The sequence below is a fragment of the Rhizobium sp. SG570 genome, assembly GCF_012275345.1.
Lineage (GTDB): Bacteria > Pseudomonadota > Alphaproteobacteria > Rhizobiales > Rhizobiaceae > Rhizobium > Rhizobium lusitanum.
In genome coordinates this window covers 45,537-68,799 of sequence record NZ_JAAZQI010000025.1, presented here as the reverse complement: position 1 = coordinate 68,799, position 23,263 = coordinate 45,537, and the positions used below count along the sequence as shown (strand labels likewise).

Annotated in this window: 18 protein-coding genes; 11 read left to right on the top strand and 7 right to left on the bottom strand. The window is 61.1% G+C overall.

Going from position 1 to position 23,263, the window contains the following annotated elements; genetic code table 11:
* Positions 1-75: 75 nt before the first annotated feature.
* From pgl to FHT28_RS32025, 4 genes are all read right to left on the bottom strand, one after another.
* Positions 76-774: a 6-phosphogluconolactonase gene (gene pgl, locus FHT28_RS32040; protein ID WP_037199046.1), complete on the bottom strand. Its 699-nt coding sequence runs from the start codon at positions 772-774 to the stop codon at positions 76-78.
* Positions 775-789: 15 nt separating this feature from the next.
* Positions 790-2,265 (bottom strand): glucose-6-phosphate dehydrogenase, encoded by a 1,476-nt coding sequence (gene zwf / locus FHT28_RS32035; RefSeq protein WP_037199044.1) that lies wholly within the window; start codon positions 2,263-2,265, stop codon positions 790-792.
* A gap of 133 nt (positions 2,266-2,398) precedes the next feature.
* Positions 2,399-3,697: an FAD-binding oxidoreductase gene (locus tag FHT28_RS32030; protein ID WP_168598411.1), complete on the bottom strand. Its 1,299-nt coding sequence runs from the start codon at positions 3,695-3,697 to the stop codon at positions 2,399-2,401.
* Between the two features lie 11 nt (positions 3,698-3,708).
* On the bottom strand, positions 3,709-5,145 hold the full coding sequence (locus FHT28_RS32025) for a glutamine synthetase family protein (protein ID WP_168598410.1): 1,437 nt from the start codon (positions 5,143-5,145) through the stop codon (positions 3,709-3,711).
* A 137-nt stretch (positions 5,146-5,282) separates the two neighbouring features.
* Between FHT28_RS32025 and FHT28_RS32020 the strand changes: the two genes are divergently transcribed.
* The 3 genes from FHT28_RS32020 (at position 5,283) to FHT28_RS32010 (ending at position 9,620) form a co-directional block, all read left to right on the top strand.
* Positions 5,283-6,464: an NAD(P)/FAD-dependent oxidoreductase gene (locus FHT28_RS32020; RefSeq protein ID WP_168598409.1), complete on the top strand. Its 1,182-nt coding sequence runs from the start codon at positions 5,283-5,285 to the stop codon at positions 6,462-6,464.
* 155 nt (positions 6,465-6,619) lie between these two features.
* Entirely contained in the window at positions 6,620-6,763 is a 144-nt protein-coding gene (locus tag FHT28_RS32015) for a hypothetical protein (protein WP_167669525.1), read from the top strand.
* Positions 6,764-7,082: 319 nt separating this feature from the next.
* Positions 7,083-9,620, top strand: a complete 2,538-nt coding sequence (locus tag FHT28_RS32010) for a methyl-accepting chemotaxis protein (RefSeq protein ID WP_168598408.1) — start codon at positions 7,083-7,085, stop codon at positions 9,618-9,620.
* Here the strand turns inward: FHT28_RS32010 and FHT28_RS32005 are convergent.
* Positions 9,596-9,853 carry a hypothetical protein gene (locus FHT28_RS32005; protein WP_168598407.1) on the bottom strand — a complete coding sequence of 86 codons (258 nt, stop codon included), beginning with the start codon at positions 9,851-9,853 and terminating at the stop codon, positions 9,596-9,598. The genes FHT28_RS32010 and FHT28_RS32005 overlap by 25 nt on opposite strands.
* Positions 9,854-9,940: 87 nt before the next feature.
* Here FHT28_RS32005 and FHT28_RS32000 point away from each other — a divergent pair, with 87 nt between their 5' ends.
* Entirely contained in the window at positions 9,941-10,813 is an 873-nt protein-coding gene (locus FHT28_RS32000) for a LysR family transcriptional regulator (protein ID WP_168598406.1), read from the top strand.
* Between the two features lie 33 nt (positions 10,814-10,846).
* Here the strand turns inward: FHT28_RS32000 and FHT28_RS31995 are convergent, their stop codons facing one another.
* A complete protein-coding gene (locus tag FHT28_RS31995) occupies positions 10,847-11,845 on the bottom strand; it encodes an aldo/keto reductase (protein ID WP_168598405.1) in 999 nt (332 codons plus the stop codon).
* Positions 11,846-12,169: 324 nt separating this feature from the next.
* On the opposite strand from FHT28_RS31995, the gene FHT28_RS31990 reads away from it, so the two are divergent.
* The 4 genes from FHT28_RS31990 (at position 12,170) to FHT28_RS31975 (ending at position 16,360) form a co-directional block, all read left to right on the top strand.
* The gene (locus FHT28_RS31990) at positions 12,170-13,258 is read left to right on the top strand and encodes a polyamine ABC transporter substrate-binding protein (RefSeq protein WP_246705006.1); all 1,089 of its coding nucleotides are present in this window, start codon (positions 12,170-12,172) and stop codon (positions 13,256-13,258) included.
* Positions 13,259-13,484: 226 nt separating this feature from the next.
* Positions 13,485-14,627: an ABC transporter ATP-binding protein gene (locus FHT28_RS31985; RefSeq protein ID WP_037199032.1), complete on the top strand. Its 1,143-nt coding sequence runs from the start codon at positions 13,485-13,487 to the stop codon at positions 14,625-14,627.
* Positions 14,628-14,629: 2 nt separating this feature from the next.
* Positions 14,630-15,541: an ABC transporter permease subunit gene (locus tag FHT28_RS31980; protein ID WP_037199031.1), complete on the top strand. Its 912-nt coding sequence runs from the start codon at positions 14,630-14,632 to the stop codon at positions 15,539-15,541.
* Positions 15,542-15,544: 3 nt separating this feature from the next.
* Positions 15,545-16,360, top strand: a complete 816-nt coding sequence (locus tag FHT28_RS31975; RefSeq protein ID WP_037199029.1) for an ABC transporter permease subunit — start codon at positions 15,545-15,547, stop codon at positions 16,358-16,360.
* 21 nt (positions 16,361-16,381) lie between these two features.
* Here the strand turns inward: FHT28_RS31975 and FHT28_RS31970 are convergent, their stop codons facing one another.
* Positions 16,382-18,286, bottom strand: a complete 1,905-nt coding sequence (locus FHT28_RS31970; RefSeq protein ID WP_047560997.1) for an AsmA-like C-terminal region-containing protein — start codon at positions 18,284-18,286, stop codon at positions 16,382-16,384.
* 164 nt (positions 18,287-18,450) lie between these two features.
* Here FHT28_RS31970 and FHT28_RS31965 point away from each other — a divergent pair, with 164 nt between their 5' ends.
* The 3 genes from FHT28_RS31965 (at position 18,451) to FHT28_RS31955 (ending at position 23,246) form a co-directional block, all read left to right on the top strand.
* The gene (locus FHT28_RS31965; protein WP_168598403.1) at positions 18,451-20,403 is read left to right on the top strand and encodes an acetoacetate--CoA ligase; all 1,953 of its coding nucleotides are present in this window, start codon (positions 18,451-18,453) and stop codon (positions 20,401-20,403) included.
* A gap of 355 nt (positions 20,404-20,758) precedes the next feature.
* Positions 20,759-22,687 carry a DEAD/DEAH box helicase gene (locus tag FHT28_RS31960; RefSeq protein WP_168598402.1) on the top strand — a complete coding sequence of 643 codons (1,929 nt, stop codon included), beginning with the start codon at positions 20,759-20,761 and terminating at the stop codon, positions 22,685-22,687.
* 157 nt (positions 22,688-22,844) lie between these two features.
* Complete coding sequence (locus FHT28_RS31955; RefSeq protein ID WP_168598401.1) at positions 22,845-23,246, top strand: GFA family protein; 402 nt, start codon at positions 22,845-22,847, stop codon at positions 23,244-23,246.
* The last annotated feature ends 17 nt before the right edge of the window (positions 23,247-23,263 follow it).

Genomic DNA, 23,263 nt, shown 5'->3' with positions numbered 1-23,263 from the left:
TACGCCCTTGCGGGCGCCCGGCGCAGCAGCTGTTGCTGGTCTTTCAGAGTTCTATGACGAGGCCTGTCGGCTGCGTCAGGGAGCCCAGTAAATCTCGACTGGAGAGGCGGCCCGGCGCAGCACGGCGCGGATCGGCATCTCGGTTTCTTCGCCCGGCGCTTCCGCCTTGGCCAAAACGTCCTTCTTGCCCTCTCCCTCGATATGGAGCACCAGCAATCGGGCATCCTGAAGGCTGGAGAAGGTAAACGTCAGCCGCGGCTCACCGGCACCTTCCGCTTCCATCGTGATGATACCGCGCGGTGTCTTCGGATCGAGAGCGGTAAGGAGATTGCTGCCGCCCGGAAAGAACGAGGCCGTGTGGCCGTCATTGCCCATGCCGAGGATGGCGACATCGAAGGGCTGGCTGACGACTTTGGTCTTCTCCGTGGCGATGGCGGCGGCCTCCTCGACGGAAGCCACGGCCTGATAGAGCGGGAGGAACTTGGCCGCAGCGGCCTTGTCCCTCAGCAGGTTTTCCTGGACGAGCAGGTGGTTCGAGCGCGGATTGTCCGCCGGCACGAACCGTTCGTCGACCAGGGTGATGGTCACCTTGCCCCAGTCAATCGAACGCGAGGACAGCACCTGGAAGAAGGCCTTCGGCGTCGAGCCGCCGGAGACCGCTATGCTTGCGGAGCCGCGCGCGGCGATGGCGGCCGAGAGGGTCTCGGTCACCTTGTCCGCGAGCTTGCCGGCGAGTTCGGCGCCATTGGCGAAAGCATGCATATTCGCTGTCATCGTTGTCGTCCCGGATTAAATATCGTCATGCCAGGTGCGGCCGTCGCGCTCGATCAGCGCGATGGCCTGGCTCGGACCCCATGTGCCGGCCGTATAGCCCTGCACCTGCTGACCGGCCTCTTCCCAACCCTTGAGGATCGGATCGACCCACTTCCACGCCGCTTCCACTTCGTCGCGGCGCATGAACAGCGTCTGGTTGGAGCGGATGACGTCCATCAGCAGGCGTTCGTAGGCATCCGGATTGCGGACGTTGAAGGCCGAGGCGAAGCTCATGTCGAGCGAAACGTTGCGCAGGCGCATGCCGCCCGGACCGGGGTCCTTGATCATCAGCGACTGCTTGACGCCTTCGTCCGGCTGCAGGCGGATGATCAGCTGGTTGGCGACGGTGCGGCCGGCGGCCTGATCGAAAATATTGTGCGGGATCGGCTTGAAGGTGATGACGATCTCCGACATGCGGCCGGCCAGACGCTTGCCGGTGCGGATGTAGAAGGGAACGCCGGCCCAGCGCCAATTGCCGATCTCGGCCTTGATGGCGACGAAGGTTTCGGTGTTGGAGACGCCGCCTTCGAGTTCATCGAGGTAGCCCTTGACCGGGCCGCCCGAGGATGCGCCGGCGCGGTACTGGCCACGAACCGTCGCCTGCTCGACGTTGGAAGCGTTGATCGGCTTCAGCGCGCGCAGCACCTTCAGCTTCTCGTCGCGCACGGCTTCGGAATCCATCGAGGAGGGGATTTCCATCGCGGTCAGGCAAAGGAGCTGCAGGATGTGGTTCTGCACCATGTCGCGCAAGGCGCCGGCGGTGTCGTAGTAGCCGGCACGGCCTTCAAGGCCAACCGATTCCGCAACCGTGATCTGCACGTGGTCGATGTGATTGGCGTTCCAGAGCGGTTCGTAGAGGGCGTTGGCGAAGCGCAGCGCCATCAGGTTCTGCACGGTTTCCTTGCCGAGGTAATGGTCGATGCGGAAGATCTGCTCTTCCTTGAAGACCTTGCCGATCGTGTCGTTGAGCTGCAGGGCCGAGGCGAGGTCGCGGCCGATCGGCTTTTCGACGACGATACGGGTCTGCTTGGTGATCAGCTTGTGGTCGTGGATCTTCTGCGAGATGTCGCCGAAGATGCCCGGAGCGACGGCTAGGTAGAAAGCGCGGACGCGCTCCTTGCCCTCATCGAGAATCTTCTTGAGCTGATCCCAGCCGGCATCGCTGCGCGCGTCGACCGGAACATAGAACAGACGGGCGAGGAACTTCTTGACTTGCGCCTCGTCATATTCGCCCCCCTTCAGGTGTTCCTTGAGGGCGGCGTCGGCGAATTTGCGATATTCCTCGTGCGAAAGCGCGCTACGCGAAGCGCCGATGACGCGGGTCGGTTCGGAGAATTGGCCTTCGATCTGGCGATGATAAAGAGCGGGCAGAAGCTTGCGCTCGGCAAGGTCGCCACTGCCGCCGAAAACGACATAATCAAATGGTTCAACGGGAATGATTTGGCTGCTCATGAGGTATCTCTCAATCGGTCTTGGTTGAGGCCCCTTTTAATCTAATCGATTTAAAAAGGCCAGTGTGCATCGCAAAATTCAGACTCGGCTTTTTATAGCGGATTGCCGGCGGAAGAAATCCATCTTCCGATTTTTAGAACCTGTCGCGCAACGCAAACCACGAGAGCGCCAGGAAAAGCAGAGGCGCCCGCATGCGCGCGCCACCGGGGAAAGGTGGAACATTCAGCTCCTTGAAGAGGTGAAGCTCGTCCGCATTCCCGAGAACTGTTTTCGCATAGAGTTTACCGCAATAGTTTGACAGCATGACCCCATGCCCGGAATAGCCTCCGATCGAGGTGACGCCCGGCATGACCTCCCGCACGAAGGGCTGGCGCGGCATGGTGATGCCGACCGATCCGCCCCAGGCATAATCGATGTTGATATCCGCCAGGGCCGGATAGATCTCGGCGATCTGCCGGCGGATGTGCTGCGTTATGTCGCGTGGATTGTCTGATGTATAGGCTTCGCGCCCGCCGAACAGCAGGCGCCCGTCTTTCGATTTGCGGAAATAGCGCACCACGAATCGCGAATCCGCGACGGCTTCGTTGCCGGGAAGCACGGTCGGGAAGCGATCGAGCGGTTCGGTGGCGCCGATGAAGGAGCGGATCGGCATGACATGGCTCGCGGTCACCGGCTCGAGGTTGTCGATATAGCCGTTGCAGGCGATCAGCACCCGTTCGGCGGTTATTTCGCCGCCGTCCGTCTGGATGATGGTCTTGCCGCCCGATTGCCGGAAGGCCTTCGCCCTGGTCATTTCGAAGAGGGAGGCGCCTGCCTCGGCGGCGACCCGCGCCAGGCCGATGAGCAGTTTCAGCGGGTGGATATGTCCCGTGCCCATGTCCCTGACGCCGTAGAGATAGAATTCGGAGCCCAGCCGTTCCTGGGTCTCGGTCCGATCCATGAATTTGACGTGCGGATAGCCGTAGCGCGTCGCGGCGATCTCCGCATTTTCCATATAGGCGTGCTTGTAGCTCGGCTTGTGCGTGACATTCATCTGGCCCGGCAGGAGGTCGATGTCGATACCGTGCTCGGAGGCGAAATCGAGAAGATGACGCTTCGCATCCTCGGCAAGATCGAAAAGAGCCTTCGAGCGCTCGTAGCCGATCTTCTCTTCAAGCTCCTCGGGCCATGAGCGCTGGCCGGTACCGAGCTGACCGCCATTGCGGCCCGAAGCGCCGTCGCCGAAGCGGTTGCCGTCGATCAGCACCACTTCGGCACCACCCTTGGCGAGATTGTAGGCCGCCTGGAGGCCGGTATAACCGCCGCCGATAATGGCGACATCGGCCCGGCGCGAACCATCGAGCTTCGGATAGATCGGGCGTGGGCCGACGGTTGCTTGATAAAACGAAAGTCCCGGCGCGATCGGGCTCTGCCATGTTTCGTGCAGTGTCATGGGCGATCCCTTCACACGTTGAGCAGAAGGAATTCCCGCTCCCACGGGCTGATCACCTGCATGAAGGTTTCGAACTCGCCGCGTTTGACACCGGCATAGATGTCGATGAATTCCTTGCCGAGGACCTCCTGGAAGGCCGGCTCGCCCTCCAGGAGCGCGATGGCTTCAAGCAGGCCGCGCGGCAGGTCGATCGAGCCTTCGTTGGCCGAATCCTCGGTCGGTGCCGTCGGCTCCACCTTCTTCATGATGCCGAGCAGGCCGGAGGCGAGCGAGGCGGCGAGCGCGAGATAGGGGTTGGCGTCGGAGCTCGGCAGCCGGTTTTCGACGCGGCGGGCCTGCGGATCGGAGACCGGCACGCGGAAAGCCGTGGTGCGGTTGTCGTAGCCCCAGGCATTGTTGACCGGGCAGGACATGTTCGGCGCCAGCCGCCGATAGGAATTCACATAGGGCGCAAGCATCGCCAGCGCATTCGGCACATAGCGCTGCATGCCGCCGATGAAGTGGAAGAATTCCTGCGACGGACTGCCGTCCGGATTGGTGAAGACGTTCTTGCCGGTCTCGATGTTCACGACCGACTGATGGATATGCATCGCCGAGCCCGCCTGGCTCTGCATCGGTTTGGCCATGAAGGTGGCATAGATGCCGTGCTTCAGCGCTGCCTCGCGAATGGTGCGCTTGAACATGAACACCTGGTCGGCAAGCTCGATCGGGTCGCCATGGCGCAGGTTGATTTCGAGCTGCGCCGGACCCTCTTCATGGATCAGCGTGTCGATCTCGAGACCCTGCTTCTCCGAGAAGTGATAGATATCGTCGATCAGCTCGTCGAACTCGTTGATGCCGGCGATCGAGTAGCCCTGACCGCCGAGGATCGAGCGGCCGGAGCGACCTTTCGGCGGATGCAGCGGATAATCGGGGTCGTCATTCTTGGCGACGAGATAGAATTCGATCTCGGGCGCCACCACCGGCTTCCAGCCCCGATCGCGATAGAGTGCCAGAATCTGCTTCAGCAGGTTGCGTGGCGTATAGGAAACCGCGTGTCCTTCGGAATTGACGATATCGCAGATCACCTGCGCTGTCGGGTCGGTTTCCCAGGGGACGACGGAAAGCGTCGAGAGATCCGGCACCAGCTTCAGGTCGCTGTCGCGCGGCTCGTAGCGGAAGCTCTCGGTTTCCTCCGGATACTCGCCCGAAATCGTGTGGCGGTAGATCGCGGAAGGCAGTGCCAGCGACGTATTGGAGGTGAATTTCGAGGTCGGCATCATCTTGCCGCGCGGCACGCCCGCAAGGTCCGGAGTGATGCATTCGATGTCCTCGATCCCGCGCGCCCGCAGCCACTGGGCCGCTTCCTTCCAGTTTGCCACGCCGCGTGCCGATCTCAGGCTAGGAGGTACCGTAGGGACTTTCGAGACAGGCACGGAAGCTTTCAGCGGGGTCTTTCTCGCAGGCATAAAACACCGTATTTGGATTGATCGGTGATTGCATCATAACCGCAGTTTGCCAATTGGCGAGGGGGAAAACCGCTCGGACTTTCGCCGTATGATGGAAAAATGATCAGTGAGCGCGGCGAATGATTAGGGGTTGAAGCGTGGTCGGCAGGTATGATGTGATCGTTCTCGGAGCGGGCGCGGCAGGCATGATGTGCGCCATCCGCGCCGGCCAGCGCGGGCGTTCCGTCGCCGTGCTCGACCATGCCGCAGCACCCGGCGAGAAGATCCGCATTTCCGGCGGCGGCCGCTGCAATTTCACCAATATCCATGCCGGCCCGAAGAACTTCCTGTCCGCCAATCCGCATTTCGCCAAATCGGCGCTGGCTCGCTTCACGCCTCGGGATTTCCTCGCCATGGTCGAGCGCCATGGCATCGCCTGGCATGAGAAGACGCTTGGCCAGCTCTTCTGCGACAACAGCGCCAAAGACATCATCCGCATGCTGACCGACGAGATGCGCGCGGCCGGCGCGCAACTGTGGTTGCGCACGGAAACAGGCGGGGTGGAACAGATTGACGGCGGCTATCGCATCAGCACTTCGGAGGGCACCTTCGAGGCATCCTCGCTGGTTGTCGCGACCGGCGGCAAGTCGATCCCGAAAATGGGCGCGTCCGGCTTTGCCTATCGCATCGCCGAGCAATTCGGATTGCCGCTTGTCGAGACGCGGCCGGGCCTGGTGCCGCTCACGCTCGATCCGCAGCTCCTTCAGCGCATCGCGCCGCTTTCCGGCATCGCCGCGCCTGCCGAAATCCGCCACGGCAAGACGGCATTTCGCGAAGCCCTGCTCTTTACCCATCGCGGCCTCAGCGGGCCGGCCATCCTGCAGATTTCCTCCTACTGGCGGGAAGGGGAGGAGATTACCGTCGCGATCGAGCCTGACGTCGATGTCTTTGCACTTCTCAAGAAAGCAAAGCAGGCCAACGGCCGGCAATCGGCGCAAACAGCCCTTGCCGAGCTCCTGCCGAAGCGGCTGGCGCAGCACTTCGTCGAGGCTGAGGGCGTGTCAGGCAATCTGGCTGATCAGTCCGACAAGCGCCTGGAGCAGCTTGCGGCTGCCATTCAGTCCTGGCCGGTAAAGCCGTCCGGCTCGGAAGGGTATCGCACTGCGGAGGTAACGCTCGGCGGCATCGATACCAGCTGCCTCGATTCGAGGACCATGCAGGTGAAAGCCGCGCCCGGCCTCTTCTTCATCGGCGAGTGCGTCGATGTGACCGGCTGGCTCGGCGGTTATAATTTTCAATGGGCATGGGCGTCCGGTCATGTTGCCGGCGAGGCTGCGTGAGCCTCCATATTCAATGCCTTGTGCGCTCCGTCAGAAAATGGAACCGGCCTCTGGTTCTCGCGTTTTCCTTTCCTACATGTTTACTGAATACATTGGCAGTTGCCGAACAGACTATTTGCCGGTTATCGTGTCAGTGCGAAAATGGGAATATGCTCATGAACAAAACCAATCGTCGTGCTCGCGCCATTGCAATCGCTCAAACCCGGGATAACGCCAAGCTCCTGGCCGCGAGGCTTTTGATGCTGGCGATGGGTGCTACCGCGGCCTGCATCGCGTATCTGGCCGTGCGCGGCTATTGAGTTTAGCCGCTTTAGATGTCTTAGCCGTCATTGTCATGGCGGCTTTTGTCTGCGCGTCAATATTCTTTTCGACGCCTTCTTACTCGCATCTGTTCAGCTACGAGGCGCCCCGCCGGTGCCTTATCTGAAAATTAATCTATCAGACCGACAATTCCCGCAGTTTTATGGGGCGCTCGTCTGCGAGACCGAGCCGATGCAATGATTGCTTCCTGACACCACTCAGGACCCCGCCTGCGAAGATTTTCAAGATTGACGAGGATACGTCCGGCCAGCGCTGCGGAGGCGTCGGCGAGGGGAGCGGTGAGAGGTCTGAGCCACCATGTTGATTGATAGGATACTGTCTCGTTTCAAGATCAAGACGAAGGTTCTCATATTCGTCCTGCCCTTCGTCATCAGCATTTCCGCCGTCGGGCTCACCGGGCTCTATGCTTCCGGCCTGCTGCAGGGACGCATGGAAATCTCCAACAGCGTGCTGCAATCGCTGACTGGCTTCAAGAATCTCTATGGTTCCATGGATGACTTCCTGCGCATCACCAATGCGCAGCAACGCGACAAGCTCTACGGGGATATCAAGTCCCAGCAGGGCGTGCTCAATGCGACGCTCGGCCAGCTCGGCGCGGATTCGGAGGGCCGCGACAATCTGACCGACGCAACCGCCAAGACGGCCGACACGGCCAATCTCGTCGGCAGGCTTTGGACGCTCCACGAGCAGGAGGTTGCGTTCCGCAAGACCATCGACGACGCACAGCGAGCCTTGATCAGCGCCCGTTTCAACGTCAATTTCAACAGCCAGCAACTGGAAGATCAGATGCGGCAGGATCAGGCCGACGCGACCTCGACATTGCGCGCCGCGGACCGTCTGCTGAAAGGCGGCGATCTGCTTGCCTCGGTTGCTGAGGATTTCAACAAGGGAGCGACGCCGGCCGACAAGGTCAAGCTTCTCAAGGACCGGCTGCCGGATCTGAACAAGGCCCTGCGTTCCATCGACCTTGCGCTGCCGCAGAACCAGAAGAGTGTCGTTCAGTCGCTGACGAGCACGATCAAGGATCTGACCACTTTCACCGAAAGCACCGATGCGCCGACCGATGACACCATTACCAATATCGGCCGTCTTCTCTCGCGCTTCCGCCAGACATCGACCTATACGCAGCTGACGGCGACGCAGATGATGCGTCAGGCGACCACGACCTTCGTATCGCTGGATGCCCGCGTCGCGCAGACCAATTCCGTTCTGCAGGATACCCGCCGCCTCGAAGATTCGGTCTACTCGCTGCAGCTCGTCCTCGCCGAGTTCAACGCCAATACCAACAAGGACAATCTCGTCCGCCTGCGCCAGGAAATCGCAAAGCTCGGCGGCGATATCGATACGCTGAACCAGAGCGCCAAGAGCATGGATTTCGCCGGTGATATCGATGCGGCCATCCGCCCGGCGATCAAGTCGATGGACGACGCCGGCGGCAAGCTGGTCGATACGATCACCCAGCGGGTTGCCGAATATGCAAGCGCCCGCCAGCAACTCGACCAGGTGTGGAGCCAGCTGACCGCCTTTGCCGAGACGCAGAAACAGAGCGCGGGCTCCGAACGCGACCAGGCGAACTACATATCCGTCCTGGCGACGGCTTTGGGTATCATCCTCTCGGTCGCCGGCGGTATCGCGCTGGTCCTCACCCTGCAGCGTCCGATCGGCCAGATCACCGCCGCCATGCGCCGGATCGCCGATGGCATGCTCGAGACGGCGATTTCCGGCGAGCAGCGTCACGACGAAATCGGCGACATGGCTCGCGCGCTCGGTATCTTCAAGGAAAACGCCATTTCGAAGATCCGCATCGAGGAACAGAGCGACGAGGAGCGCGCTGCCTCGGAACACGAACGTCAGCGCAACGACGTTGAAAAGCGCGAACTCGACCGCCAGATCGATTTCGCGGTCAGCGAGCTTGCAGCCGGTCTCGAACGCCTCGCGCAAGGCGATATTTCCGCCACGATCGAGACACCCTTCATCGGCCGCCTCGAACAGCTTCGTCAGGACTTCAACAGCTCGCTGTCGCGCCTGCAGGAGACGCTGAGCCAGGTCCGCAGCAATGTCGAGATGATCCAGAGCAACGGCAACCAGATGGCGGCCTCCGCCGAGGATCTGTCGAAGCGCACCGAGCAGCAGGCGGCTTCGCTGGAGCAGACCGCCGCCGCCGTCGACGAGATCACCGTCACCGTCCGCTCGTCCGCCGAGCGTGCCAAGGACGCGGATGCCATCGTGCGCGAAGCCAAGCGCAGCGCCGATGACAGCTCCGTGGTCGTCGGCAACGCCATCGATGCGATGGCACGCATCGAGGGCGCCTCGCGCCAGATCGAGCAGATCATCGGCGTCATCGACGAGATCGCGTTCCAGACCAATCTCCTGGCACTCAACGCCGGTATCGAGGCGGCGCGCGCCGGTGACGCCGGTAAGGGCTTCGCCGTTGTCGCCATGGAAGTGCGCGAGCTGGCGCAGCGCTCGGCCGCCGCCGCGAAGGAAATCAAGGGACTGATCAACAAATCGACCCAGGAGGTCAATTCCGGCTCGCAGTTCGTGCAGGAGGCCGGTTCGGTCCTGGCACAGATCAGCAGCCAGATCGTCACGATCAGCCAGCATGTGGAAATGATTGCCCGCGCCAGCCACGACCAGGCAAGCGCGCTGCAGGAGGTCAACGCCTCGGTCAACCACATGGATCAGATGACGCAGCAGAACGCCGGCATGGTGGAAGAGACCACGGCGGCAAGCCGCGAGCTGGCCACCGAAGCCGACGCGCTGTTGCATCTCATCCAGCAGTTCAAGATCGAAGCCGGATACAGCTCAGGCTATATGCGGGAAGAAGCGGCCTGACCGCAGCAACCATCATCATCGCAGGCGGACCGGTTGATCTCCAGCCGGTCCGCTTTTTTTGTCGCCTTGTAAGCGGCATACAGACGGTCGAGCACACGCCCGCCCCAGGTGAATAGCGGCCAGGGATCGTGCCCATAGTCGAGGTAGAACAGATCCTCGTTGCGGCGCCATTGCTCCTCGCGCGCCCGGCATTGTAGTTCGATGGCCTTGGCCAAAGCGATGCTGTCCATCATGAGACATCTCCATGTTGTGGGCATCTCTTCAACTACACACAGAAACTTGCTTTATAAACAGCCGTTTTCGCCCTATGTTTTTCAATTATGAAAAACACCACGTGGGATTCCTATCAACTTTTCCTCGATGTCGCCCGTGGCGGCGGGCTGACGGGAGCGGTCGCGACCAGCGGTTTGAGCCCGGCAACGATCGGCCGGCGCATGCTGGAGCTCGAAGGGCAGATCGGCCGCCTGCTTTTCGAGCGCAGCCAGGCCGGCTACACATTGACCGGCGATGGCCAGGCGCTGTTCGACCAATTGCTGGAGATGGAGGCCGCGGCTCGCAAGGTGGATAGCTGGCAGCGCGATGCCCAGGGCGGCGCGGTCGTCCGGATTGCCGCCGGCACCTGGGTCGGCTGGCTGCTCAGCCAGAACATGCCGGTGATCTGCTCGGAGCGGGACGGCTTTCGCATCGATCTGCATCTTGGCGAGCGCCGCGCCAGCCTTGCCCATCGCGAAAGCGATATCGGTATCCGCGCCTTCGAGCCGGAGGAAGCCAATCTTGCCGCTATCAAGACCGGCGATGTCGCCTATGCCGCCTATCAGGCCCGCAACATGCGCTTTGCCGGACCGCAGCGCTGGATCGCCGTGGCGGAAGACGAGGCGGTTTCGGCCTATCTGCGCTGGCCGCATCAGAACCGGCGGCAGGAGATCGCCTTCACGGTCAGCCGCCCGCGGTCGCTTCATGATCTGGTGCTGGCGGGGTCTGGCATCGCGGTTCTGCCCTGCTTCGTCGGCGATCAGGAGCCGAGGCTGGAGCGCGTCGGCGAGGAAATAGCAGCCCTCCGCCACCGGCAATGGATCGTCATGAACAATGCTGATCGCCATCGCCGGGAAATCCGCACCGTGGTCGATCGCATGACCCGGCTGTTGAAGAGTCATTCGGAGCTGTTTGCCGGCAAGCGCCCGACCTACGCGTGAACCGGCGGCGATGAACCGCCGGTCTGCTCTTGTTCAGCGCGCCGCGTCGCCCCAGCGATATTCGACGGTGGCGTCATCCAGCTTGGCTTTGAGCTCCGGATCGAGCTTGAGATCGATGGCGGCGAGCGTGTCCGTCAACTGATCCGGGCGGCTAGCACCGATGATGGCTGACGTAATGACCGGATTGGCGGCGACCCAGGCGACGGCGAGCTTGACGAGCGACTGGCCTGCGTCTTCGGCGATGCCGCGCAGCTTCTCGATCGTCGCGAACTCGCGTTCGTGCCAATAGCGTTGCAGGTAGTTGGTACCGGCGCTGCGCAGCTGCGGGCTGAAGCGGCCTTCGGTCGGTGCGACATCGTGCCTGTGCTTGCCGGTGAGAAGGCCACCGGCGATCGGATTGTAGGGGATGACGGCGATGCGTTGTTCTTCGGCAAGTGGCAGCAATTCGCGCTCGATTTGGCGGAACAGCAGATTATAGCGCGGCTGCACCGAGACGAAGCGGGCGGTGCGCAAAAAGTCAGCGCGGCCAAGCGCCAGGGCCAGCCGATAGGCCAGGAAGTTCGACACGCCGACATAGCGGGCCTTGCCGGAGCGTACGATGATATCGAGCGCTTCCAGCGTCTCGTCGATCGGCGTTTCGCGATCGTCGGAATGCAGCTGGTAGAGGTCGACGTAATCGGTGCTGAGACGCCGCAGCGAAGCGTCGATGGCATCGAGAAGGTGCTTGCGCGACGCGCCCTGATCCCAGGATGACGGGCCGACCTTGCCGACGGCTTTGGTCGCGACGATGAAGCGGTCGCGCTTGCCCTTCAGCCAGCCGCCGACGATCTCTTCGGTGCGGCCGGCAAGCTGCTCGTCGCCGCCAAGCGGGTAAACGTCGGCCGTGTCGATGAAGTTGACGCCGGCGTCGGCCGCCTTGTCGAGAATGGCGTGGGCTGTGTCTTCCTGCTCGATCTGCAGGCCGAAGGTCATCGTGCCCAGGCATAGGCGCGAGACGCTGAGGCCGGTATTGCCGAATTTTTGGTACTGCATGATGCACCCTTGAATTATGGGTTGGGTTTGCCCGCTGGGCAGGGCTGCGAAACGGGCGTGAGACTATTCTAGGAGTGAGACGCTACGATGTTAGCAAAGCTAGTTTCCGCATTCACGCAGGAAGCGGATCTTGAGTTCACAATCGCGTGCAAGCAGGAAGCGTCACCCTTTGCAATGCCGTTTCTCGGCAAATCCGCCAAAGCTCGCAATGGCTTGCTTTTCCCCCTTGTGGCGTTCCGATTTCCTTTCTAGTCTAACGGGAAAAACAGAGGGTTGGGTGTCGCCAAGATGCCCTTGAACAAAACAGGAGTGACTATGAAGTCCATGTTCGCACGGCTCGCAGCAACGGCTTTCGCGGTCGTTTCGCTGGCGACGGCCGCTCAGGCAGAAGACAAGGTCGTCAATATCTACAACTGGTCGGATTATATCGACGATTCGATCCTGACCGATTTCACCAAGGAAACCGGCATCAAGGTCGTCTACGATACGTTCGATCAGAACGAGACGCTGGAAACCAAGCTTCTGGCCGGCAAGACCGGTTATGACATCGTCGTGCCGACGGCATACTTCCTGCAACGCCAGATCAAGGCCGGTGTCTTCCAGAAGCTCGACAAGTCCAAGCTGCCGAATATTTCGAACATGTGGGATACGGTGCAGCAACGCATCGCCACCTACGACCCGGGCAATCAATACGCCATCGACTACATGTGGGGCACCAGCGGCGTCGGCTACAATGTCGACAAGGTGAAGCAGATTCTCGGCTCCGACGAAGCACCTGATATCGACGTGATCTTCGATCCCAAGCTCGCCGCCAAGTTCAAGGATTGCGGCATCTATATGCTGGATTCGCCGACGGACGCCATTCCGGCCGCCCTGCGTTATCTCGGCCTCGATCCGAATTCGACCAAGGCCGAGGATTTCAAGAAGGCCGAGGCGCTGCTGACCTCGATCCGGCCCTTCGTCCGCAAATTCCATTCCTCTGAATATATCAATGCGCTCGCCAACGGCGATATCTGCATCGCCTTCGGCTATTCCGGCGATGTGCTGCAGGCACGCAACCGAGCCGTAGAAGCCAAGAACGGCGTGAACATCGGCTACTCGATCCCCAAGAAGGGCGCGCAGATGTGGTTCGACGTCATGGCGATCCCGGCCGATGCGCCGCATGTCGCGGAAGCGCACGCCTTCCTCAATTACATCATGAAGCCGGAAGTCATCGCCAAGGCCAGCAACTTCGTCTCTTACGCCAACGGCAACAAGGCGTCGCAGCAGTTCGTCAACAAGGACGTGCTTGAAGATCCGGCTGTCTACCCGACGGATGAGGTCAGGAGCAAGCTGTTCACGCTCACCCCTTGGGATCCGAAAACACAGCGCGTCGCCACGCGCTTGTGGACAAAGGTCACCACTGGCCAATAATTCGAAGAGGCCCGGACGGCAACGTCCGGGCCTTTCCTTAGGAGGATAAGGTAAGAATGAAGAGCGTGCCGGGTAGGGGAAGAGCCGGTGCTAGAGCATTTCCAGGAAAAGTGCGCAGCGGTTTTCCGTCCGGAATGCGAAAAAACAAGATGGAGCGTTTTCGCGATTCGAAGAAAAGCGGAAATGCTCTAGGACAGCCCGCCCGGCATCCATTTGGGGATAGATGATGAAGTCACTCGGTAATATCCGGCGTTCCTTTGCTCCTTGGAGCGACCCTTCGGCCAAGCCGTACATTTCCTTCAAGAACGTGACGAAGAAGTTCGGTGATTTCACCGCCGTCGACAATCTCTCCCTGGATATCTACAACCGCGAATTCTTCGCTCTCCTCGGCGCATCGGGCTGCGGCAAGTCCACGTTGCTGCGCATGCTGGCGGGCTTCGAGCAGCCAACGACGGGCGAGATCGTGCTCGATGGCCAGAACCTTGCCGGCACGCCGCCCTATCGCCGCCCCGTCAACATGATGTTCCAGTCCTACGCGCTGTTTCCGCATATGTCGGTGGAAAAGAATATCGCCTTCGGCCTGCGCCAGGACGGCATGCCGAAAGCCGAGATCGACGATCGCGTCGCGCAGATGCTGAAGCTCGTAAAGCTCGAGCAATTCGCCAAGCGCAAGCCCAACCAGCTTTCCGGCGGCCAGCGCCAGCGCGTGGCGCTGGCCCGCTCGATTGCCAAGCGTCCGAAGGTGCTGTTGCTCGACGAGCCGCTCGGCGCGCTCGACAAGAAGCTGCGCGAGGAGACGCAGTTCGAACTCATGGATCTGCAGCAGAGCCTCGGCCTCACCTTCGTCGTCGTCACCCATGACCAGGAAGAAGCGATGACCATGGCGGACCGCATCGCCGTCATGAGCCACGGCAAGGTGGTGCAGGTGGCGACACCGGCGGAAATCTATGAGGCGCCCAATTGCCGCTTCGTCGCCGACTTCATCGGCGATGTGAACATTCTCGACGGCAATGTCACCTCCGCGCAGTCCGGCATCGTCGAAATCGCTGTCGATTCCGCCCTCACGCTGCGCACCGCCTCCAGCGAGGCACCGGCCGCGGGAAGCCGCGCCAGCCTCGCTATCCGGCCTGAGAAGTTGAGGGTCACGCCGCGCCCGCCGGCCAACGCGTCGGTCAATGCCACCGAAGGCGAGATCTGGGATATCGCCTATCTCGGCGACATGACCGTTTTCCATGTGAAGCTGAAGAGCGGACAGGTGCTCAAGGCCTCGTCGCTGAACGCGGTTCGCGCCGTGGAAGAACCCTTCGCCTATGACCAGAATGTCTGGGTTTCCTTCGACGAAAATGCCGGCGTATTGCTGAAGGACTGATCATGAGAGCGCTCGGTTCCTCCCTCTATCAGCGCCTCGTCATCATCATTCCCTATGCTTGGCTGCTGATCTTCTTTCTCGCGCCCTTTCTCATCGTCTTCCGCATCTCGCTGTCGACCAAGGCGCTATCCGTCCCGCCCTACGATCCGTCGTTCGCCTGGGCCGACAGCTTCGCCGACTGGTGGGACAAGCTGCAGACCATGTCGTTCGACAACTACGTATGGCTGACCGGCGATCCGCTCTATATGAATGCCTACATTCAGAGCCTTCAGATTGCCGGCATCTCGACGTTGTTGACGCTGATCATCGCCTATCCCATCGCCTACGGCATGGCGCAGGCGCCGCGCACGATCCGGCCCACTTTGCTGATGCTGGTCATCCTGCCCTTCTGGACGAGCTTCCTGATCCGCGTCTATTCCTGGATGTCGATCCTCAGCACCACGGGTCTGCTGAACCAGCTGTTGATGGCGCTCGGCATCATCCACGAACCGCTTGTCATCCTCAACACCAATACGGCCGTCTATATCGGCATGGTCTATTCCTATCTGCCCTTCATGATCTTGCCGCTCTATTCCGCGCTGGAGAAGATGGACGACACGCTGATCGAAGCGGCGCAGGATCTCGGCTGTACGCGGATCGGCGCCTTCTGGCGCGTCACCTTTCCGCTCTCCATTCCCGGAGTCATTGCCGGCTGCATGCTGGTCTTCATTCCAGCTGTCGGCGAGTTCGTCATTCCCGACCTGCTCGGCGGCTCGGAAACCCTGATGATCGGCAAGGTGCTCTGGACCGAATTCTACAGCAATACCGACTGGCCGCTGGCATCGGCGGTGGCGACCATCCTCCTTCTGGTATTGGTGGTGCCCATCGTCTTCTTCCAGCATTTCCAGGCTAAAGCCGACGAGAAGGGGAGATAGTCAATGATCCGCTGGTCTCGTTTCAACATCGTCTCGGTCACCCTCGGTCTGGCCTTCCTCTATCTGCCGATCCTGCTGCTGGTCATCTACTCCTTCAACAGGTCTCGGCTGGTCACGGTCTGGGGCGGTTTCTCGACGCAATGGTATGTGCATCTGTTCAGCAACGACACCATGTTGAGCGCCGCCTGGCTGACGGTGCGCATTGCGCTGCTATCGGCGACCATCGCCACCGTGCTCGGCACTATGGCGGCACTCACCTTGGTGCGTTACACGCGTTTCCGCGGCCGAATCCTGTTTTCGGGCATGATTTATGCGCCGCTGGTCATGCCTGACGTCATCACCGGCCTGTCGCTGCTGCTGCTGTTCGTGGCGTCCGGCGTCGACCGCGGCTTCTGGACGATCGTCTTGGCCCACACGACACTGACCATGTGTTTCGTCGCCGTCGTCGTGCAATCGCGCCTGCTGACTTTCGATCGCTCGATCGAGGAGGCGGCGCTGGATCTGGGCGCTCCGCCGGTGCGCACCTTCTTCGAGATCACTCTTCCGATCATCGCGCCGGCCGTGTTTTCGGGCTGGGTCCTGGCTCTGACGCTTTCGCTCGACGATCTGGTAATCGCGACCTTCGCGTCCGGCGCCGGTGCCAAGACGCTGCCGATGCTGATCTACAGCCAGGTCAAGCTCGGCGTCACGCCGGAGATCAACGCCATCTGCACCATCCTGATCGGCGTCGTCGCCATCGGCGTCATCTGCGCTTCCATTGCGACCAAGCGTCGCGAGGTCCAGCGCCAAAGGGACGAGCACGCGGCGGCCGCAGCTTGAGACAAGGTTGCGTGGAGCGGATTATTGCTCTTGCGGCTGGGCCGGTTTCTGCAAAAGCGTCGTCACAGGCGAGACGACCGGATCCGGCCAAGTGCCGCCAATGAAGAAGGGCAGCATCGGCAGCTCCTCCGAATCGGCGGGCGCGGTTGCGTCGATCGCGCCTGACAGCGCCAGGCCATTGCTGCGGAAGGGAACGACACCATTCAATGTCACGGTTTCGTTCCGCCCGGCGATCGTGGCGTTCTGGACCTCGGCCGATCCCTTTGCGAAGCTTGCATCGACATTGATGCTGTCGAAATCGAAGGATCCGCCGGCAATGTCACTCATTCGGAAGAAGGCTTTTTCCGCCGCCAGACCCCGGAAGGTCGATATGTCGAATTGGCGGAAGGAGCCGGTGGTCGACTGGAAATGCATCTTTCCGGCGACGTCGCTGAGCGTGGCGACCCAGATCGGCTTGGAGGTGCTGAGCGCGAGGTCCAGCGACCCTGCTGTCATCAACGGCAGCGGGCCTGGCAGCTTCAACCGGGTAAAGAGCCCGCCGAAATCCGCATTGCGGATGGATATCTGCAATTTGCCGCCGCCATCGAAGTCTCCTGGAGCGACCTCCAGATGGGCGGTCAGCGAGCCCCCCTCGAAGCCGCTGTCGCCGATGTCGAATTTCGCCTTGCCGCCGGCGACGAGCAAGCTCGCGCCGATATTGTCGAACTGGAAGGGGCCGAGCGCCGCCTTGTTGGATGAAAGCGTCATATCGAGATCGAGCCGCTGCAGCGGATTGCCGTTCAGCAGCGCATCGAAGGCGGTCTCGGCGGCGAGACGCATGGAGAAGGCGGCCAGGAACGGATTGAGGTTCATCTGGTCGAAGGCGAGCGTGCCGGAAATCTTCGGCTTGCCGGCCGTGGTGTAGCTCAGATCCATGACGCCGGAGGCAGCGGAATCGTTGACCTTGAAATTCAGATTGTTGAAGCGCAGGCCGTTCTCGATCGCTGCTATATCGGCGTTGAGCGAGACGTTCTTCAGCGCATCGGCGGCCGGCAGGTGCTGTCCGCTCCACGCCAGGAAGGAAGGCACGTTGGGCACGCTGAGCTCGAGATTGCCGGCAAGCGTCGAAAGATCCGAGATGCTGGTGACGCCCGCATAAGTCCAGCTGATCAGCGGCGAAGAGAAACTGGTCCTGGCATCAACGCTCTTGCCGGCGAAAAGCAGCAGAGGCTGGGTGGAATCGAAGTTGAGCTTGACGTCCTGCCCGTTGAAACGGGCGAGAATGACAGCCGTCATCGGGCGGGACAGCCGTGGCCACGATATGTCCGCATTGACGCCGTTCATCTTGTAGACGTTGCCGCTGCGATCGTCCGTCATCTCGACGCTGCCATCCTCGATGGTCAGCATGCCGATGGCGGCATCCTGGTCCTTGGGTATCGACACACCTTGGCTGGACGAGGACGCGTCCACCTGCTCGATCGCCTTGGAAAGGCGGCCTTCGTTCGTCCAATCGATGAGGCCGTTCTCGTCGCGCCGGATGTAGAGGGTCGGGCGCAGGAAATGGAACTCATGAAAATGCGCGCGTCCGCGGATGGCTGAAAGCAGCGAGAAATCCGCCGATAGGCTGTCGACATGGCCGAGTACCTTGCCGTTCTTCGTCGGCTCGCGGATCGTAACCTGATTGAGCGTCACGCGCGGCGTCGGCCAGAAATCGAGAGTGGGATCGCCCTCGATCTGGGCGCGGTATCCCGTCCATTCCGAAAGCGCCTTTTCGATGCCGGAGCGAACCAGCCCGCTGGAGATCAGGAAAGGCGCCGTCGCTCTGAAGACAGCAAAGATGATGAGGATTGTTAGAAGAATGATACCGGTCGTGCGTACGACGCTCGGCAGCCAGCGCGAAGCCGATCGCATCGTCAACCACCATTTATTGTTTCTCGACGCTCTCATATCCCGTGGAAACTCTCAAACTGATAGGGACGATCTGCCTATGCTTGCCGGATATAGGAAATGTTTAGCGGATGCAAACATTGCACACTGGAAATGCCCACAACTCCATGACTTTATAGTGCGCTGCAACATTGGTATATAAGGCGAGAAGCAGGGAGGGAAATATGCAAGATCAACAGCCACTTTGGACGCCATCGGAAGAATTTCGTCGCCAGAGCCCGATGTTTTCCTTCACGCAGGAATGCAACCAGCGTTTCGGCCTGTCAATGTCCGATTTCGGCGGCCTGCATGCCTGGTCCATCGCCGATCGCGAGAACTTCTGGACAGCGGTCTGGGATTTCTGCGGCATCAAGGGAAAGCGTGGAGAGAGGGCACTGATCAATGGCGACCTCATGCTGGAAGCCCGCTTCTTTCCCGATGCCGAACTGAATTTTGCCGAGAATCTGCTGTCGAGAAGCGGCGAGGGCGATGCGCTGGTGTTCTGGGGCGAGGACAAGGTGCGCGATCGCTGGTCGTGGGACCGGCTGGCGGCGATGGTATCGCGCCTGCAGCAGGCCTACCGCGCCATCGGCATCGGCAAGGGCGATCGCGTGGCGGCAATGATGCCGAACATGCCCGAAACCATCGCCTGCATGCTGGCGGCTGCGTCGATCGGCGCGATATGGTCCTCCTGTTCTCCGGATTTCGGCGAGCAGGGCGTCATGGATCGGTTCGGCCAGATCGAACCGAAGCTTTTCATCGCCTGCAGCGGCTATTGGTATGGCGGCAAGCTGCAGGATGTCACGTCGAAGGTCAGCGCCATTGCACAGCGGCTGAACGTGCCCACCCTCGTCGTGCCCTATGCCGGCAGCGCCGACGCGGTCGTGGCAGCGACGCCTGATGCGCGAACCCTTGATACGTTTGTCGCGCAGTTCGAGGCGAAGGCGGTCGAGTTCGTCGCGGTGCCCTTCTCTCATCCGCTGTTCATCCTGTTTTCCTCCGGCACCACCGGCGTGCCGAAATGCATCGTCCATTCCACCGGCGGCGCGCTTCTGCAACTGATCAAGGAGCATCGGCTGCATTGCGGCGTCGTTCCCGGCGAAAAGGTCTTCTATTTCACCACCTGCGGCTGGATGATGTGGAACTGGCTCGTGACCGGGCTTGCCGCCGGCGCGACGCTCTGCCTCTACGACGGATCGCCCTTTGCGCCCGACGGCAACATCCTGTTCGACTATGCGCAGGAAGAGAAATTCGCTCTGTTCGGCACCTCGGCCAAATATATCGACGCCGTTCGCAAGAGCGGCCTGACCCCGAAGACGTCGCATGATCTTTCAAGCCTGCGATTGATGACCTCCACCGGCTCGCCGCTGTCTCCGGAAGGCTTCTCCTTCGTCTATGAAGGCATCAAGGACGATGTCCAGCTCGCTTCCATCTCCGGCGGCACCGATATCGTCTCCTGCTTCGTGCTCGGCAATCCGCTGCAGCCTGTCTGGCGCGGCGAGATCCAGGGACCAGGTCTCGGCCTTGCCGTCGACGTCTGGAACGAGGACGGCAAGCCAGTGCGCGGCGAGAAGGGCGAGCTGGTCTGCGCCAAGTCCTTTCCCTCGATGCCGGTCATGTTCTGGAATGATCCAGAGCGCGCCAAATATCATGCCGCCTATTTCGAGCGTTTCGACAATGTCTGGTGCCATGGCGACTTCGCCGAATGGACCGAGCACGGCGGCCTGATCATTCACGGCCGCTCGGACGCCACGCTCAATCCCGGCGGTGTGCGCATCGGCACGGCCGAGATTTACAATCAGGTCGAGCAGATCCCGGAGATTCTGGAGGCGCTCTGCATCGGTCAGGATTGGGACGACGATGTCCGTGTCGTCCTTTTCGTCCGCCTCGCCGCCGGCGCTTCGCTGACGGAGGAGCTGGTCAAGGCGATGAAGACGCTTATTCGTACCGGTGCCTCGCCTCGCCACGTGCCGGCCAAGATCATCGCCGTTGCCGATATTCCGCGCACGAAATCCGGCAAGATCGTCGAGCTTGCGGTGCGCGATGTCGTGCATGGCCGGCCCGTCAAGAACAAGGAAGCGCTTGCCAATCCGGAAGCGCTGGATCTCTTCGCCGGGCTGGAGGAGCTGAAGAATTGAGCCGTACCCTAAAACTGAGGGGCAAACGATGACCCCCCTCTGCTAACTTCGCGTTAAGAAAGATTGGTCAAAGGTAAAAGCCGACTTGAGACCGTTCGCATGAGCTATGAGCGGATTGGAGCTTCCCCTGGCTCCCGAGACATGAAGTTAACCGACTCGAGCTTTCGTTAGGCAGCATCAACTTCAAAGGCAGCGCGTTCGCTGCCTTTTTTTCGTTCCGTCGCACGCAAATACGCGCCCGCTCTGTACATTGGCCTACCGACCAAGTATGTGCAGGCTTGAAGAAGAGGCCTGCGACGTGCGGGCCACGATGATCCGTGCCGCTTGGCACGCGAAGAATTCCGAAAGACAAGATATGACCGAATTCGAAGGCATCGTTCCTGCGATTGCCCAGGCTTTGGCAAAGCGCGGTTACGAAGTGCTGACGCCGGTGCAAAAAGCCATGCTCGATCCCGACCTTGCCGGCAAGGACGCGCTGGTATCGGCCCAGACCGGCTCCGGTAAGACGGTAGCCTTTGGCCTGGCGCTTGCCCCAACCCTGTTGGATGGCGCAGAGCGCTTTGGCCGCGCCGGCACGCCGCTGGCCTTGGCGATCGCGCCCACCCGCGAACTGGCGCTTCAGGTCCAGCGCGAGCTGGAATGGCTCTATGAATTGACGGGCGCCACCATCGTCTCCTGCGTCGGGGGCATGGACATGCGCACCGAAAAGCGGGCGTTGGAGCGCGGCGCGCATATTGTCGTCGGCACGCCGGGCCGCCTTTGCGACCATATCCGCCGTAATTCGCTCGATATTTCCGAGCTGAAGGCCGTCGTACTGGATGAGGCCGACGAGATGCTCGATCTCGGCTTCCGCGAGGACCTTGAATTCATCCTGGAAACGTCGCCGGCCGAGCGGCGGACGCTGATGTTTTCCGCGACCGTGCCGCGCTCGATCGCCAAGCTTGCCGAGAATTACCAGCGTGACGCGGTGCGTATCGCCACGGCTTCGGAAACCAAGCAGCATGTCGATATCGACTATCGCGCCCTGACGGTGGCGCCGAGCGACAGGGAAAACGCCATCATCAACGTTCTGCGCTACTACGAAGCGCAGAATGCCATCGTTTTCTGCTCGACGCGTGCAGCCGTCAACCATCTGACGGCGCGCTTCAACAATCGCGGCTTCTCTGTCGTCGCCCTGTCGGGTGAGCTTAGCCAGAGCGAGCGCACACATGCGCTGCAGGCCATGCGCGACGGCCGCGCCCGCGTCTGCATTGCCACCGACGTCGCTGCCCGCGGTATCGACCTGCCGGGCCTCGATCTGGTGATTCACGCTGATATACCGACCAATCCGGAAACGCTGCTGCATCGAAGCGGCCGCACCGGCCGTGCCGGCCGCAAGGGCGTCAGCGCTCTGATCGTGCCGCTCAGCGCCCGCCGCCGCACCGAACGCCTGCTGGAGGCAGCTCGCCTGCGCGCCACCTGGGCGAAGCCGCCGTCGGCGGATGAAGTGAACGAACGCGACGACGAGCGTCTGCTCGCCGATCCGATTTTCTCCGAACCTCTACGGGATGAGGAGCAGTCGCTGGTAAAGCGGCTGCTGGAAAGCCATGGCGCCGAACAGATCGCGGCCGCATTCCTGCGTCACTATCGGGCGCGTCACTCCGCGCCGGAAGAGCTGCAGGACGTGCCGGCTGAAGGCGAGCGCAAAAAGCCTCGCCGAGACGATTTTCCTGTTTTCCGCGATGACGCGCCCGGCTCTTCTTCCTCTGGACGCAACGATTTCACCGACGGCGTCTGGGTGTCGCTTTCTGTAGGACGCAAGCAGAACGCCGAGCCGCGTTGGCTGATCCCGATGCTCTGCCGCAACGGCAACCTGACCAAGCGTGACATCGGCGCGATCAAGATGCAGCCGGAGGAAACCTTCGTCGAATTTTCACAGGAAGGCGCCGAGCGCTTCCTTGCAGCTATCGGGCCTGACAAGACGCTGGAAAGAGGCATCCGCGTGAAGCCGCTCGCCGGAGTGCCGGATTTTTCGCAGGCGAGGAGGGAAGGGGATTTCGAGAAAAAGAAACCCTTCGCCGATAAGGGCGCCCGCCCCCAGGAGGGCGGCAAGCCGAAATGGAAATCCGACCGCAAACCGGAACGGACGCAGGCAGGCGAGAGCGTTGCTTCGGAACGCCAGGATAAGAAGCCCTGGGTGAAGAAGCCCGGCAAACCGCATTTCGCCAAGAGCGATGCAGCCCCGGCGCCCGGCAGGCCGAATTCGCGAGCCAAGCGCAAGGCGACGAAGGTTCGGGGGGAGTGATTTCCGCTGTGCCGCGCCTGGGTCAGGCGCGGCGCATGCCGGCGCGATACGAATTGAGCTAGGGGTAGGCATAGAGAGAATGTCCGGCCCGCGCCATTTGCAGGCGCTCGAAGACTGAGGCAGAATGCCGCCATCGAATATGCGGCAGGATAGGCTCATGCTCATTGGTTCATGTCATTGCGGCAAGGCAAGTTGGACCCTCGAGGGTGATCCAGGCTCGATCACGGCATGCAACTGTACCCTCTGCCGGCGCTATGGCGCGTTGTGGGCCTATGACTACGAAGGAGAGCGTATCTCCATCGCCGGACAGACTGCCTCCTATACGCGCGCCGCAGAGAAGCACCCCTCTCTCGAAATACTATTCTGCCCAGCCTGTGCCTGTGTATTGAGTTGGCGCGGCTTGAGGCTTCAAAGCGACGGTCGCCGGCGTATGGCCGTCAACCTGCGGCTTGCACCACCGGATCTTGTCTATGACTTGCCGATCGATCATTTCGATGGGCTGGACACGTTTGAAGACCTACCTTCCAAAGGCCGCTGTGTGCGTGATCTCTGGTTTTGACAGCGGCAGCACCGCCG

What these genes read in the sequence shown, in the direction of transcription:
- pgl (WP_037199046.1), bottom strand. Translation starts at nt 774, where the DNA reads ATGACAGCGAATATGCATGCTTTCGCCAATGGCGCCGAACTCGCCGGC.
- zwf (WP_037199044.1), bottom strand. Translation starts at nt 2,265, where the DNA reads ATGAGCAGCCAAATCATTCCCGTTGAACCATTTGATTATGTCGTTTTC.
- FHT28_RS32030 (WP_168598411.1), bottom strand. Translation starts at nt 3,697, where the DNA reads ATGACACTGCACGAAACATGGCAGAGCCCGATCGCGCCGGGACTTTCG.
- FHT28_RS32025 (WP_168598410.1), bottom strand. Translation starts at nt 5,145, where the DNA reads ATGCCTGCGAGAAAGACCCCGCTGAAAGCTTCCGTGCCTGTCTCGAAA.
- FHT28_RS32015 (WP_167669525.1), top strand. Translation starts at nt 6,620, where the DNA reads ATGAACAAAACCAATCGTCGTGCTCGCGCCATTGCAATCGCTCAAACC.
- FHT28_RS32010 (WP_168598408.1), top strand. Translation starts at nt 7,083, where the DNA reads ATGTTGATTGATAGGATACTGTCTCGTTTCAAGATCAAGACGAAGGTT.
- FHT28_RS32005 (WP_168598407.1), bottom strand. Translation starts at nt 9,853, where the DNA reads ATGATGGACAGCATCGCTTTGGCCAAGGCCATCGAACTACAATGCCGG.
- FHT28_RS32000 (WP_168598406.1), top strand. Translation starts at nt 9,941, where the DNA reads ATGAAAAACACCACGTGGGATTCCTATCAACTTTTCCTCGATGTCGCC.
- FHT28_RS31995 (WP_168598405.1), bottom strand. Translation starts at nt 11,845, where the DNA reads ATGCAGTACCAAAAATTCGGCAATACCGGCCTCAGCGTCTCGCGCCTA.
- FHT28_RS31990 (WP_246705006.1), top strand. Translation starts at nt 12,170, where the DNA reads ATGTTCGCACGGCTCGCAGCAACGGCTTTCGCGGTCGTTTCGCTGGCG.
- FHT28_RS31985 (WP_037199032.1), top strand. Translation starts at nt 13,485, where the DNA reads ATGAAGTCACTCGGTAATATCCGGCGTTCCTTTGCTCCTTGGAGCGAC.
- FHT28_RS31980 (WP_037199031.1), top strand. Translation starts at nt 14,630, where the DNA reads ATGAGAGCGCTCGGTTCCTCCCTCTATCAGCGCCTCGTCATCATCATT.
- FHT28_RS31975 (WP_037199029.1), top strand. Translation starts at nt 15,545, where the DNA reads ATGATCCGCTGGTCTCGTTTCAACATCGTCTCGGTCACCCTCGGTCTG.
- FHT28_RS31970 (WP_047560997.1), bottom strand. Translation starts at nt 18,286, where the DNA reads ATGAGAGCGTCGAGAAACAATAAATGGTGGTTGACGATGCGATCGGCT.
- FHT28_RS31965 (WP_168598403.1), top strand. Translation starts at nt 18,451, where the DNA reads ATGCAAGATCAACAGCCACTTTGGACGCCATCGGAAGAATTTCGTCGC.
- FHT28_RS31960 (WP_168598402.1), top strand. Translation starts at nt 20,759, where the DNA reads ATGACCGAATTCGAAGGCATCGTTCCTGCGATTGCCCAGGCTTTGGCA.
- FHT28_RS31955 (WP_168598401.1), top strand. Translation starts at nt 22,845, where the DNA reads ATGCTCATTGGTTCATGTCATTGCGGCAAGGCAAGTTGGACCCTCGAG.